The organism is Rothia sp. HMSC069C03 (genome assembly GCF_001811075.1).
In the GTDB taxonomy this organism is placed as follows: Bacteria; Actinomycetota; Actinomycetes; order Actinomycetales; family Micrococcaceae; genus Rothia; species Rothia mucilaginosa.
Genome location: NZ_KZ627137.1, coordinates 265,702 through 279,496, shown reverse-complemented (window position 1 = coordinate 279,496; position 13,795 = coordinate 265,702). Strand labels below are relative to the sequence as shown.

At 60.4% G+C, this 13,795-nt stretch carries 9 protein-coding genes; 3 read left to right on the top strand and 6 right to left on the bottom strand.

All coding sequences use genetic code 11. The features are described 5' to 3' along the window. Positions 1-58: 58 nt before the first annotated feature. From HMPREF2779_RS05330 to HMPREF2779_RS05310, 5 genes are all read right to left on the bottom strand, one after another. The gene (locus HMPREF2779_RS05330; protein WP_105360999.1) at positions 59-379 is read right to left on the bottom strand and encodes a hypothetical protein; all 321 of its coding nucleotides are present in this window, start codon (positions 377-379) and stop codon (positions 59-61) included. Beyond that, entirely contained in the window at positions 372-4,373 is a 4,002-nt protein-coding gene (locus HMPREF2779_RS05325) for a DEAD/DEAH box helicase (RefSeq protein ID WP_105360998.1), read from the bottom strand. Before HMPREF2779_RS05325 ends, HMPREF2779_RS05330 begins: the two co-directional genes overlap by 8 nt. 115 nt (positions 4,374-4,488) lie before the next feature. Then, complete coding sequence (locus HMPREF2779_RS05320) at positions 4,489-4,947, bottom strand: cell shape determination protein CcmA (RefSeq protein ID WP_105360997.1); 459 nt, start codon at positions 4,945-4,947, stop codon at positions 4,489-4,491. A gap of 87 nt (positions 4,948-5,034) precedes the next feature. Next, on the bottom strand, positions 5,035-5,835 hold the full coding sequence (locus HMPREF2779_RS05315; RefSeq protein WP_255402013.1) for a MurR/RpiR family transcriptional regulator: 801 nt from the start codon (positions 5,833-5,835) through the stop codon (positions 5,035-5,037). A gap of 263 nt (positions 5,836-6,098) precedes the next feature. Next, positions 6,099-7,736 carry an alpha-glucoside-specific PTS transporter subunit IIBC gene (locus tag HMPREF2779_RS05310; protein WP_070616172.1) on the bottom strand — a complete coding sequence of 546 codons (1,638 nt, stop codon included), beginning with the start codon at positions 7,734-7,736 and terminating at the stop codon, positions 6,099-6,101. Positions 7,737-8,154: 418 nt separating this feature from the next. On the opposite strand from HMPREF2779_RS05310, the gene HMPREF2779_RS05305 reads away from it, so the two are divergent. From HMPREF2779_RS05305 to HMPREF2779_RS05295, 3 genes are all read left to right on the top strand, one after another. Further along, positions 8,155-9,033: an endonuclease/exonuclease/phosphatase family protein gene (locus HMPREF2779_RS05305; RefSeq protein ID WP_105360996.1), complete on the top strand. Its 879-nt coding sequence runs from the start codon at positions 8,155-8,157 to the stop codon at positions 9,031-9,033. 73 nt (positions 9,034-9,106) lie between these two features. Further along, on the top strand, positions 9,107-10,921 hold the full coding sequence (locus tag HMPREF2779_RS05300) for an alpha-glucosidase (RefSeq protein ID WP_105360995.1): 1,815 nt from the start codon (positions 9,107-9,109) through the stop codon (positions 10,919-10,921). 126 nt (positions 10,922-11,047) lie between these two features. Then, positions 11,048-12,853: a glycoside hydrolase family 13 protein gene (locus tag HMPREF2779_RS05295; RefSeq protein WP_105360994.1), complete on the top strand. Its 1,806-nt coding sequence runs from the start codon at positions 11,048-11,050 to the stop codon at positions 12,851-12,853. Positions 12,854-13,153: 300 nt separating this feature from the next. Here HMPREF2779_RS05295 and HMPREF2779_RS09340 read toward each other — a convergent pair whose 3' ends face one another. After that, complete coding sequence (locus HMPREF2779_RS09340) at positions 13,154-13,459, bottom strand: EspF repeat-containing protein (RefSeq protein ID WP_366765528.1); 306 nt, start codon at positions 13,457-13,459, stop codon at positions 13,154-13,156. Between the last annotated feature and the right edge of the window lie 336 nt (positions 13,460-13,795).

The following is a 13,795-nucleotide window of genomic DNA, read 5'->3' as shown; positions in this document are numbered from 1 at the left end:
GGGCAACACAGGTTGCCCCGCCCCTCGGCGTTTAAGAAGCACTCCCAGCTCGGAGGCGCTACACGATATTGTTACCCCAGTGCGGGGGACGTTGCTGACGCATCCATTCCAGACGCTCACGCTCCTCCGGGACCAGCGGCTGCGTGGAAGTAGCCGCTCTCTGAGAACCCGCCTTCTGGGAGTTCTGGTTCTTCTGGGAGTTCTGGCTCTGAGTATCAGCTTTCTTCGCGGAAGCCCCCGCAGCAGACGAGGCACCCGAAGCCGCAGCCGGAGGCGTCGTCACACCCACCAGCAGAGGCTCAGCCCCACTCACCGAACCGCCGCCGCTCACACGGCGGTGACCGCGGCGAGGCTTCGGCGTCGACGAATAACTAGCCACGAACCTCAGCGCCCTCATCCATATCCAGGTAGTGCAACACGCGCGCCACCACAGCGTCCGGATCGGCGAACACCTCCAGGGTGCCCAGCGTAATGTAGTTCCAGCCCGTGCGGCTCAGACGCTCCGGCAGCAGACGGGTACGCTCACGCACCGAAGCACGCGCGTAATTCTGCTCGCCATCAGAGCACGCCACCAGCGGCATAGCCGCCGGAGCACTCGGCTGCGAAGACACCACGGGAGCCACACCCAGCGCGGGCACCGGTTCAGCAGCCAGCTTCTCCGGGGCGTGCGCAATCAGAGCGATATCGCCCTCACCGCGGCTCACACGCACACCGCAAGCCTGCAGGCGCGCCACCAAATCGTTCAGCAGCCAGTCGCCCAAATCCGGGGTGTCCGCATCGTCGGCAGCCAAGAATGCGTTACGCGGCAGGGTCTCCGGCACGCGCTGTGCCTTCGCCTCCGCCTCTTCACGCGCCTGACGTTCCGCGTGCTCACGCAGCAGGTGGTAAAAGTCCACCGCACCATGATGCAGCTTCTGCGAGTCCAGCTCCGACGGGTCAATGCACGAAACGATGCGCAGGGCACGGCGAGCACGAGTCAGCGCCACCACAAAGCCCTGGCGACCATGCTCGGCAGACAGCTGACCCAAATCGTACGACGCCTGGCCCAGTCGGGCACGGCCCACACCCAGAGAGAAAATCACGGTGTCGCGCTCTAGGGTCTCAGCGCGGGTCAGATCGACCACGCGGAAAGACTCCTCACCGGCGGCGAAGAACGGCGCCAGCTGCGGGTACAGGCTCAGGGCGTGACGCACCGACTCAGCCACACGCTGAGCGTGCTTCGGGCTTGCCGTCACCACCGCCAGCGAACGATCCGGGGTACGGTACGCGTGCTCAAGCACCAGGTTCGTGACGCGCTCCACCTCAACACCGGGCGAGTCCAGGTTCGCGTTATCGCTGACCTTACCGCGAGTATCAATGTACTCAACGGTCAGCGAACCGGCAGGCTGAGAGGAGGCGCGGCTCACCGGAGCCGCATGCAGCTGCGAACCGTAGAACTCACGGTTCAGGTAGTCCAGAATCACCGGGTCCATGCTGCGGTGCAGCATCGCCAAGGTGCGGTTGGGCAGCACGGTAGCGAGCACGTCGAAGGTGCTGTCCAGCTGCTCGTCGGTCGGCTCGGGTGCACCGAAAGTCGGCGCGGACACGATGAACGGCGAGGGATAACCCGAATGCGGGTCACCCAGGGCAATCACCTGGTCGGCACGGGTAATCGCTGGCAGGTTCGCCGCCAGCGGGGTCGACTCGGAGTCCAGCAGCAGCACCGTATCAAAACGCATGGAGGCGGGAACCTTACGCGCCAGGGCGAAGGGGCTCGCAGTCCACAGCGGAAGCAGGGTACGCGCCATGACCGGGGCGTGAGTCAGTAGCTCCTCGAGCACGAACTCGTAGCCGCGCAGCTGACTCTTCAGGTACGCCGCCTGGTCGTGCTCAGACTCAATACGTTCAGTCCACACGCGCGCAATCTTCGCCAGCAGACGCGCCGGGGCGCTGGTCATGTGGGCGTAGTCGGCGCGACGGAAACGGGACTCCGTATCGCGCAGACGGTCACCGTCCAGCAGCTTACCCTCGTGATGCTGCAGCAAGAATTCCAGGGCAGACTGCCACCAGGCGAGCTCCAGCTCAGCGGAAACAACCTCGGTCGGAACCTGACGTGCGTACAGGTCATCGAGCAGCTCCGACAGGCCGCGCTCACGCAGCTTCTGGGTCAGAGCGTCACGCTCAGGCAGGGTCATCAACAGCACACGGTCCGCCATGAGGGCGTCCAGACGCGCATCCAGTGCGTCCAGGTCGGTGCGCACAAAGTCGGTGCCCTCAACGGTGTCAGCCAGGACAATGCCCAGGCCCGCCAACTCAGAAACCAGGGAGTTCAGGGCGTCAGCCAGCTGATCCAGGTTCTCCGGGATCTGCGGGGTGCGGGGCGCCTCAATGTGGCGAATCCACTCGGCACGCTCCGCCTGAACCACCTTCAGCTGCTCGTGCAGGTCACCAATATTCACGCCGGGCAGGATGTATTCCTTCGCCGCGCGGCGCAGGCGGGAACGCTGCATACTGCTCATCTCGATGCCGTTCTCACGGCGCCACGAACCGGAGGCAGTCGCCGCGATCAGGTCGGTCACCGGGCGGTCGTAGACGTCCGCGCGGAAACGCTTGAGCGTCTCGCGGATGCGCATCAGAATCGCCAGCTGCGACTCCCACTCGGCGATGGTACGACCCGGGCGCAGACCCAGCATTGCGCTGATGCGGTTCATCGCCTCGCGCAGGTTCAGCAGGGAGGACTTGAGGGTAATGACCAGGGCGTACGCCTCGGCGGCTTCCTCGTCATTGACCAGGCGGGCACGGTACCACGGGGAGGTACGCGAAGCCGCCGCAAAACCGTCAATCTCACCCAGGCGCACCAGCTCGGCGCGCACCTGCTCACGCTCCATGAGCGAATCGAGCATGGGGCGGTCAAAACGCACGCGGGTTGCCGGGCCGTCCTCGGATGCGGTCAGCTCAGCCAAACGCTGCAGCGCCGAGTAGACAGAAATCTGCCAGTTCGCTTCCTTGTTCAGCAGGGCACGAGTGTGGTCGAGCAACGCGGCACGGGTCACCACGAGCTCTTCGTTCAGGTCCTCAGAGTTCGGCTCTTCCGCGCCCTCATTGCGCACAATCGCGCGAATGAACTCGGCGCGCTGAGCCTCAGCGTCATGCTCGGCAAGCAGGTCGTAGCGCAGGCTCTCAATGCCGGTGCGCTTGAGCAGCGCCGAGAATTCAGCCAGGGTAGAGCGCTTCTCGCCCACCACGAGCACGGACTTACCGCGACCCATCAGGGCGGAAGCAATGTTCACAGCGGTACGCAGCGGCTCGGTGCCGGGCGCCGCGGTAATCGTGAAGGAGAAACCGCTGACCGCGGTGTCGATAATCTCCTGGGCATTCGCGTCAGCGTCCAGCAGGAGCATTTCCTCCGCCGGGTCGCGCTGATCCAGGGGCTGCTGCAGGTTGTGGGCGTTGAGCTCGCGCGGCTTCACGCCGGGAACCTTCAGTGCCGCCAGGTCACGAACCAGCGGGGTGATGGCGGTGTGCGGCAGCTCGCCCAGGCTTTCCTTCAGGTCAGCAAAGGTGGAGATGAAGTATTTCGACTCAATGGTCATGCCCGGAATACGACCGGCGGATGCACGCATACGCTCGATAACAGGCTCGGGGTCCAGGCGGGACATGGAGTTCGCCAGCTGCGCCACGTCCATGGTGCCTAGGTCGATGCCGTACTCCTGCTTGATCTGGCGGACCATCGCCGGGTTCAGGCGTGCGGAACCGGCGAGGCGTAGCTCGAAGTCGTCGTCCTTCGGGTGCGGGGTGATGCTCAGCGGCGCCATAAGAATCGGCGCGATGAAACGCTTCTCGTAGGCGGCGGCGTCCTCGCGGGTGTCGTGCGAAAGCCAGGAGGCGGTACCCGCCACGAAGTAGCCGGAGTCAAGGCCGTGGTCGGTGGCGAGTTCGTAGATCTTGGTGCGCAGGGTGCGGGCAGAGCGCATACCCGCCTCGAGCTGCGACTTGTCACGCAGGATCGTGGAGAGGCGGGTCTTGCGTCCGGCGAGTAGCTGAGCCAGACCGGAGGGGTTTGCTTCGGACAGGTCGATGTGCACGTAGTCGACCTGGTTGAAGTCGAGCATCGCGTCCGGGCCGGTGTAGACGTCCATCTGTTCTGCCCAGCGCTCAAGCCCCACCGAGGGGTCGAAGTCCTCGTGGGCGGGGTTCAGGTGTGCGGGCAGCTCGGCGATGTTGATTTCGTCGGCTACTTCGTGGGTTTCCTCTGCTGAGGTCGCGGCGGCTGCGGCGGGCTGAGCAGTATCAGCCGGAGTGCCGGGTGCGTGTTGCGCGTCGGTAGGCTCGGGAATCTGGTTCACGTCGTGAGTGTCCTTGTGGGTCAGTGCGGTGTACGTTTGCGCGTACACACCGAAGATGGTGGTTCTTCCGGGGTCCTCTGCCCGGGTGCCTCAAACGGGGCGGGTGTCAGCGTGCGCATGCGTGCTTAGTGTGCCCGCGTGCTTGCTGCCTGTTCCTCTGTGCTTACTTCGACCACATTGCGATGTTCGCGGCGAGTAGCACTACGGTCACCAATACGTAGAAGACCAGGGCAGGCAGAAGCGCCCAACGGTATTTGGGTGCCAGTTCGCCTTCCAGGTTGCCGAAGCGCAGGGAGCGGAAAAGGAAGAAGCTTAGAATAGCGCCGGGCAGGTTACCGATAATGACCAGCAGTACGGTCAGGTACAGGGCGTAGGCTCGTTCGGTGCGTTCGTTCTCTGCGCCCGCGAATTTGAGGGTGCCGCCCAGTAGCAGGCTGAGGCATGCGTTCAGGAATGCCACGGTGAAGAAGGGAATCTTCAGGGCTGCTTGGAAGTCCATCTGGGAGTTCGCTGCGCCCAGAGCAATCCACAGCAGTAGTAGCGCGGGGATGATCATGAGGTACCAGAACAGGTACTTACGCATCTTCTCGGTGTTTTCGATGAGCGCGAAAATTGCGGTCACTGGGTGTCTCTTTCAGGTGATCTCAGGTGGATTCGGTCGGATTCAGGAGGAGTGAGTGAAGGGGCAGGTGGGCACAGTAATGCCTTGTCAGGCGTCGATTTCGCCCCCGCTGTTGAGGACGTCATCCACCTGGTCCTGCAGGGACTCGCGGCGCTCATTCTCAACGAATTCAATGTAGCGGCGCACGATGTAGTCCAGCAGTACCGACAGCGCAACGAAGGAGTAGTAGGGCTTGCGCTGGGTGCTGATCTGGGTGGGGGTCGTCTGGTAGTGCAGGGAGTACTCGGCGTGTGAAGACATGTAGTTCACACCAATGGCGGTCACCGCAATCATGGGGATGCGGCGCAGCGCCAGCATCTTAATGTGTTCGCGCATGTTCTCGGTCTGACCGGAGAAAGACACAATGATGACCACATCGTCCTGGGTCATATTGTTCATGGCGCTTTCGAACTCATTACGCGCCGGGATGACCTGGCAGAACTTACCGCACACCTGCATGGACTTGGTAAATTCCTGCACGGCGTTGCGCTGCGCGTAGCCGGTACCGAAGCAGTACACGGTGCGAGCCTCATGGATGCGCTTGAGCAGTCCGCTCAGTTCCATGTGCTCGAGGTAGTCGTAGGTGCGCTGAATATCTTCGCGACCGCTCTCAATGAACCGCGGGTTGAAAGGTTCGCTGCGGTTCAGAGAGGACTTAATGAAGTACTTCAACTCGGCAAATCCGGAGAAGTTCAGCTTCTTCGTCAGGCGGATAATTGAGCTGGTCGAAGTATAGGTTTTATGTGCCAGAGAGTTGATCGTTGACTCTGCAACGAACTCTTCGTTTTCTAGCATGAATGCCAAAATTTCCCGTTCAGTTTCACTGAATCGGTGCTGGTTCGCATTCACGACGTCTTGTAAATCCACTCAAAGCTCCTGAATCCGATGGTGAGCAATATATAAATAGTACACGCTCTAGAGTCATCGGCCAGGGTGGGTGAGGACGGTCATCTCTCACTTTGAGTGTGTATGCCAGCAGATTTGAGCTGGGTATGCGCCTGGTACGTGTCCGGGTACAGCTTCGCCGGCGGCATCGGTGTTATCCGATACCGCCGGCGAAGTCTATACCTTATGAGGCGTTATGCCGTCAGGCGGTTGAAAGCTGAAGTCTCTTAGGAGAGGGTCTTAGCTTCGTTCACCATGGTCTCGAAACGCTCGCGAACCTGGGGAACGTCCATGCCGACGATGACCTGGAATGCCTTGCCCTTGCGGACCAGACCCAGAGCGCCTGCATTCTTGAAGTCTGCATCCGAGGTGCTGACGAGGGACTCATCAGCGACGGAGACACGCAGGCGGGTTGCGCAGTTGTTCACGGTGGTGATGTTCTCTGCGCCACCAAGCAGTTCGAGGAAGCCTGCTGCGCGGGGTGCGTAGAGGTCGCCGTCAGCTGCGGGAGCTGCTGCGCCGCCGTCCTTCTCAGCAGCCTTGGCAGCCTTGTACTCTGCCTTGCTGTAGAGCTTGGTCTCGCCGCCGTCTTCTTCACGACCGGGGGTCTTGAAGTCGAACTTCAGAATCATGAAGCGGAAGACCAGGAAGTAGATAACGGTGAAGCACAGGCCCACACCGATCTGCATGAGGTAGGTGCCGGAGTGGTTTGCCCACAGCGGGATCCAGTTCTGGAACAGGAAGTCGAGCAGACCGCCACCCATGTAACCAACCAGACCCAGCTGGTACATGATTGCAGCCATGGTTGCTGCCAGGATTGCGTGAACCAGAAACAGCGGGGGTGCCAGGAACAGGAAGGTGAACTCGAGGGGCTCGGTGATACCGATCAGGATTGCGGTGAGGCTGACGGGGATCAGCAGAGCGAGAACTTCCTTGCGCTTCTCGGGACGAGCAGTGGTGTAGAACGCCGCTGCGATACCGATGGGTGCGAAGACCTTGGAGTTACCGTGCAGTGCGAAGCCGCCGCCGGGGAACAGTTCCTTCAGGGGCTTGTCGCTCTTTGCGAACTCGGTCAGGTGGCTCGGCCAGTCCTTAGCGATACCGTTCGGGGTAACAACGTTACCGAAGACGAACGGGGAGTAGATGAAGTGGTGCAGACCGGTCGGGATCAGGAAGCGCTCGAGGAAGGTGTAAACCCACACGCCGAGTGCGCCGGATGCGATGAAGAAGCCCTGCAGGGAGGAGATGCCGTGCTGAGCGTAGGGCCACAGCCAGGAGAACAGGAATGCCACGGGCATCATCAGGAAGAAGCAGACGCCGTAGACGTACTGGGAACCCTGGAAGATACCGAGGAAGTCGGGCAGCTTCTTGTCGAACCAGCGGTTGTGTGCCCACACCACGATTGCGGAGATGATGATGGCACCGAAGATACCGGTGTCCATGGTCTTGATACCGGCGATCATCTTCAGACCGGTACCTGCCGCGCTCTCAGAGATGTCGGTGGTGTAGTCCAGGTCGAAGAAACCGGTGCCGCCCTTGCCCCATACCTTGAGCATGGTGCCGACGAAGTAGTTGAAGGTCAGGTAGACCATTGCAGCTTCCATCACTGCACGTGCGTTAGCGGTCTTTGCCAGTGCAATGGGCAGACCGATCACGAAGAGCAGTTCCATCTGGTTGAAGACGGTCCATGCGCCTGACTCCCAAACAGACCAGAAGTGGTTCCACGCGCTTTCCTTATCAGCAGCGAGGGGAATCAGTTCGCCGTTCTGTGCAATGATCGCAATACCGACCGCGAGGCCAGCGAATGCGAAGAGAAGAACGGGTGCCAGCATGGCAGAGCCGAACCTCTGTACTTTTTCCATCATGAGGCTATACGCCCTTTCGGGTTGTCGAGTGAGCGGACGCAGGGGTTGGCGATCATTGCCATCCTGCGATGGTCACGTCGTATCTTTATACTCCCAAACGAAAGTATATGAGACGGGTGCCACATATCCTGCGTGCGCTAAATGCCGAATGTGTTTTAGACAAAAACAATAATGCCAGGTCATACCTACCCGCAGATACCAAAAATAGAAGTTTTGAAAGAGTTTTTCAGAACCTGAAACATCTCCCGGCACTGGTTAAAAATACTTGCTGCAGATGAGACTTTTCCCCTATTACCTAGCGCACAGAATCGATAGCATAAACAGTGCACCCATAGATTAGAGTGCGTAAAACACTCGCCGCCTCAATACGCGGTGCGCATATCATTCTTCAACCTCACACATACCCCGGACTTAATACATGCGCTTCCTCACCCTCAACACGCACAGCTGGTGCGAAATCCACCAGATTGCCAAAATCCGCGCCCTCGCAAAGTTCATCATTGAACAGCAGGTGGATGTCATAGCGTTGCAGGAAGTCAACCAGCTCACCTCCACTCCCATGGTGAAGGAGCCTCTCAACTACCGCGGCGGCGCAGGCGTGCCGGTTCACGAAGACAACTACGCCCTGCTACTCGTACAGGCACTCAACGAAATGGGCGCAACCTACGAGTGGACCCTCACCGAAGCCCACATCGGTTGGGACCTCTACGACGAATGCGTAGCAATTCTCTCGCGCCTGCCGATTCGCGGCATCAAGCCCATCGACATGTCCCCTGAGTACGGCTACCACCAGGTACAGCGCCGTGCAGCACAGGCGGCGCTCATCGAAACTGCGACGGGCACCTTCTGGTGCGCAACCACCCACATGTCCTGGTGGGACTTCGACGGCGAGCCCCTCTTCGCGCAGGAATACACCCGCCTCTCACAGTCCCTGGCAGAATGTGCCCTCACCGCACCCGTACTGCTCGGCGGCGACTTTAACTCCGCCGCGCATCTGAGCGATGAAGGCTACGCGCTGGTCACCTCCAGCGGCATGATTGATACCCGCTCGCTGGCGGAACACACCGACGGCGAAAACACCGTCCACCGCGAAATCGCCGGCTGGGAAGGTAGCACGGACGCCAAGCGCATTGACTTCGTGTTCGCTGACCGACTGCTCACGGTGAACTCACACGCGGTAGTCTTCCGCGACAACTCCCCCGAAGCCATCTCTGACCACAGCGGTCTACTCCTGGAAATTGACCCCTCCAGCTGGGCACCGCAGAGCCTCCTGACGCCCCTCACCAACCAGTCCTAAAAGGGAATCAGACTTTAGCCGCCTATAGGGCGGCCCCGCACAACACTCATCCGTACCAATGGAAGGAAGAACAATGACGACCCAGACCCAGTGGTGGCAGGAACCGGTGGTCTATCAGATTTACCCCCGCTCCTTCAACGACTCCAACGGCGACGGCGTCGGCGATCTGCCCGGCATTACCGAGAAGATTCCCTACCTCGCCAAGCTCGGTATTCAGGTGCTGTGGCTCTCCCCCATCTACGATTCCCCGAACGATGACAACGGCTACGACATCTCCGACTACCGCGCCATCATGGCCGAGTTCGGCACCATGGAAGACTTCGATGAGCTGCTCGAAACCGCGCACGAGCACGGCATCAAGCTCATGATGGATCTGGTCGTCAACCACAGCTCCGACGAACACGAATGGTTCAAGCAGGCACGCTCCTCCAAGGACAACCCCTACCGCGACTACTACATCTGGCGCGACCCCAAGGGCTTCGACGAGGACGGCAAGCCGATTCCGCCGAACAACTGGATTTCCTGCTTCAGCCCCTCCGTGTGGGAATGGGACGAGGCGACCGGCCAGTTCTACCTGCATTACTTCTCCGTCAAACAGCCCGACCTGAACTGGGAGAACCCGAAGGTCCGCGAAGAGGTCTACGACATCATGCGCTTCTGGCTGGACAAGGGCGTGGACGGCTTCCGCATGGACGTCATCAACCTGATTTCTAAAGACCTCTCCTTCCCCGAGGACCCGGCAGTCCTCGCTGGCGGCCTCGACAACTCCCTGGCTGTCGCAGCCAACGGTCCGCGCGTGCACGAATTCCTGCAGGAGATGAACCGCGAGGTCTTGAGCAAGTACCCGGTCATGACCGTGGGTGAAACCCCCTGCGTGACCGTGGACGACGCCGCACTCTACACCGGTTTCGACCGCAACGAACTGCAGATGGTGTTCCAGTTCGAGCACATGGACGTAGACGCCTCCGAAGGTGGCTTGACCGGCAAGTGGTCTGACCGCCGCTTCAACCTGGTTGACCTCAAGAAGGTCCTCACCCACTGGCAGGAGGGCCTGCACGGCCGCGGCTGGAACTCCCTGTACTGGAACAACCACGACCAGCCACGTACCGTCTCCCGCTTCGGTAACGATTCCCCCGAGTACCGCACCGTCAGCGCCAAGATGCTGGGCACCGTGCTGCACCTGATGCAGGGCACCCCCTACATCTACCAGGGTGAAGAGCTGGGCATGACCAACGTCTTCTTCGACGATGTGAAGGACTACAACGACCTGGAGATTCACGACTCCTGGCGCAAGTACGTTGAAGAGTCGGGCCGCGTCTCCGCTGAGGACATGCTGCGCTACATCAGCGCCTCCGGCCGCGATAACGCCCGCACCCCCATGCAGTGGACCGCTGGCGAGAACGCAGGCTTCACCTCCGGCACCCCGTGGCTGAAGCTGAACCCGCGCTACACCGAAATCAACGCGGAGGCAGAGCTCGCTGACCAGGATTCGGTGTTCTACCACTACCGCGATCTGATTAGCCTGCGCCGCGAGCACCCGATTGTCCTGACCGGCGAGTACCGCCTGCTGGATGAAGAGGATGACCAGGTTTACGCCTACCTGCGCGTGAACTCCGACGAGGACGCCGCCGCAACCGGCGAGCGCGCCCTGCTGGTCGTCGCCAACTTCACCGATGACACCGTTCAGCTGAACTACGCGGGTGGCAACCTGGATTCGGTGGTGCTGACCAACTCGCAGGCACTCTCCCCGACTGAGCTGAAGGCAATCGAGAACACCCCGAAGCTGATTAGCTCGAACTACCGCGATGAGAACCGCGAGTTCACCGACGAGGGCACCCTGTTGCGCCCCTACGAGGCGAAGGTGTACCTCTTCGGTAACGCCAAGTAGTCGTACCCCACTCATACTGTGCGAAGGGGGACCAGATACAGACATTCCGGTCCCCCTTCGCCCTATACTTCAATCACAGACAACTTGTTCTCTTTTCGGCTGGATGGCCGGTATAGAAAGGCAATTATGAGCAACTCCGAGGCATACGAGGTTCCCTCCTACGAAGGCCGCCAGTGGTGGAAGGAAGCCGTGGTGTACCAGGTGTACCCCCGCTCCTTCAACGACGCTAACGGCGACGGTATCGGTGATCTGAAGGGCATCACCGAGAAGCTGCCCTACCTGGCTAAGCTGGGCATCAACGTCATCTGGCTCTCCCCCGTGTTCGACTCGCCGAACGTGGACAACGGCTACGACATCTCTGACTACTTCGCGATCATGAGTGACTTCGGCACCATGGAAGACTTCGACGAGATGCTTGAAACCGCCCACAAGCACGGCATCAAGATCCTGATGGACCTGGTCGCAAACCACACCTCCGATGAGCACCCCTGGTTCAAGGAATCCCGCTCCTCCAAGGACAACCCCTACCGCGACTACTACATTTGGAAGGACCCGAAGGGCTTCGACGAGGACGGCAACCCGATTCCTCCGAACAACTGGGCGTCCGAGTTCGGCGGCCCGGCGTGGGAGTGGGACGAGGCGACCGGCCAGTTCTACCTGCACATCTTCTTCAAGGAACAGCCCGACCTGAACTGGGAAAACGAGAAGGTTCGCGAGGACCTGTACTCCATGGTCCGCTGGTGGCTGGACAAGGGCGTTGACGGCTTCCGCCTGGACGCTATCAACATCATCTCCAAGCCCGAGGGCTACCCGGATGACCCCTCCACCGACTACGAGAAGCACACCTCCTCGATTCCGTTCGTCATTACGAACGGCACCATGGTGCACCCGTGGATGAAGGAGCTCACCCGCGAGACCTTCAGCCGCTACGACGTGATGACCGTGGGCGAGACCAGCGCAACCAGCCCCGAGGACGCTAAGCTGTGGGCTGGCTACCACACCGGTGAGCTGAACATGATCTTCCACTTCGATCACATGGGCGTGGATAACGACCCGAACGGCAATCTGGGCGGTAAGTGGTCCTACGCTCCGTACAAGCTGACCGAGCTCAAGCGCATCCTGAACGACTGGCAGACCACCCTGGAGGGTAACGCCTGGGGTTCGCTGTACTGGAACAACCACGACCAGCCGCGCGTTGTCTCTCGCTTCGGTAACGATTCGGATGAGTTCCGAACCCTGTCCGCTAAGCAGCTGGCGACCACTCTGCACTTCATGCAGGGCACCCCGTACATTTACCAGGGTGAAGAGCTGGGCATGACCAACGTGAAGTTTGATTCGATTGAGGATTACCGCGATGGTGACTCGATTCGCTTCTACGAGGACATGCACGTTGATCACAAGCGTCTGAGCCACGAAGAGGCGATGCAGGCGATTTATATTAAGGGCCGCGATAACGCTCGTACCCCGGTTCAGTGGGATGCCTCCGCTAACGGTGGTTTCAGCCCCGAGGGTGTGACCCCGTGGATTGCTGTGAACCCGAACTACCCGGCGATTAACGCTGAGGCTGTTCTGGCTGATGAGGATTCGATTTTCTACCACTACCAGCAGCTGGTGGCTCTGCGCCGCGGCAAGCTGAAGGACCTGATGGTTTACGCAGCCTTCGCTCCGGTGGATTCGGTTCAGGTTCCGCACAACGAGGATGAGGCTGTGTACGCATACGCCCGTACCGGTGGCGCGGATGGCAGCCCCGCGAACGAGTCTTTGCTGGTTGTTTCGAACTTCACTGCCGAGGAGCAGGAGCGGGACTTCGCGGTGCTTTCTGAGGCTCGTGAGGCTGGTGCTCGTGTTGAGCTGGTGAGCTCGAACTACAAGGACGACGCGGGTTCGACCCTGCGCCCCTACGAGGCGAAGGTGTACCACATCGTTCGCTAAGCGCTGTAGCTCGTTGAGTGCTGCCGCGTGCCGATAAGGTGATAGACAGCAGAAGGAGGGTGAGGCTTATGCCCCGCCCTCCTTTTGTGTTGTCTTCTGTGTTCTCTTCTGCGTTCTCTCCGGTGTTCTCCAGGCATGCTTTCTTGGCTCTGCTTAGCTGGAGGCTCTGCTCAACTGGAGAAGACGAGCTGCAGGATCGGCACGGCGAGCGCTATCATTCCTACGCTGACGACCGCCCCTGCGGCAATGACGGGGGCTGCGGTGCCTTCGTGCCGGTAGTGGGTTTCCAGAATGACGATATTAGCTGCTGGCGGTAGCACTCCGAGGACAAAAAGTACCTGTGGGTGCGCCATTAGCTGCTCGAGGTGCATTCCAGTGCGCGTGTGCATCCAGCGTGCGGCGGTGAGTACGCCGACGCTGTAGACGCTCACGAGCACGACACGCAGTAGCGCCCACCGGACGGCTTGTTTGAGGTCGGTTCGGTGCAGGCGGGCGGTGCTCAGCCACATGCCTAGCACCATGAGCCCTACGAAGCTGAAGACCCAGGTGATGAGCCGGTAGATACCGGCGGCGTGGGTGTTGAGGAACGGTCCGGCGGGCAGGCATATCAGCCCGATCGCTACGGCGATAATGGGGCGGTTAGTGAGCAGGGACCGCAATACTGCACCGACGGCAGCTTTTCGGGCGGGCTTGGATTGGCTATTCGTGAGTCCGTCTGCGTTGGCTTCTCTGCGCATGAGTGAGGTGCCGAGGATATTACCCATGACGGAGTTGCCGATATACGCGCCGACGTATAGGCGTACGGCTTCCTCGCCCCAGAAGCTGGCAACTACGGGGATTCCGAAGATTCCAGCGTTGAGGTAAACGAGGGCGAGCCGCTGCACCGGGTCGTTCGTGAAGAAGGCGGCGCAGCGTACTAGAAGCGCCATGAGCACCATGGTG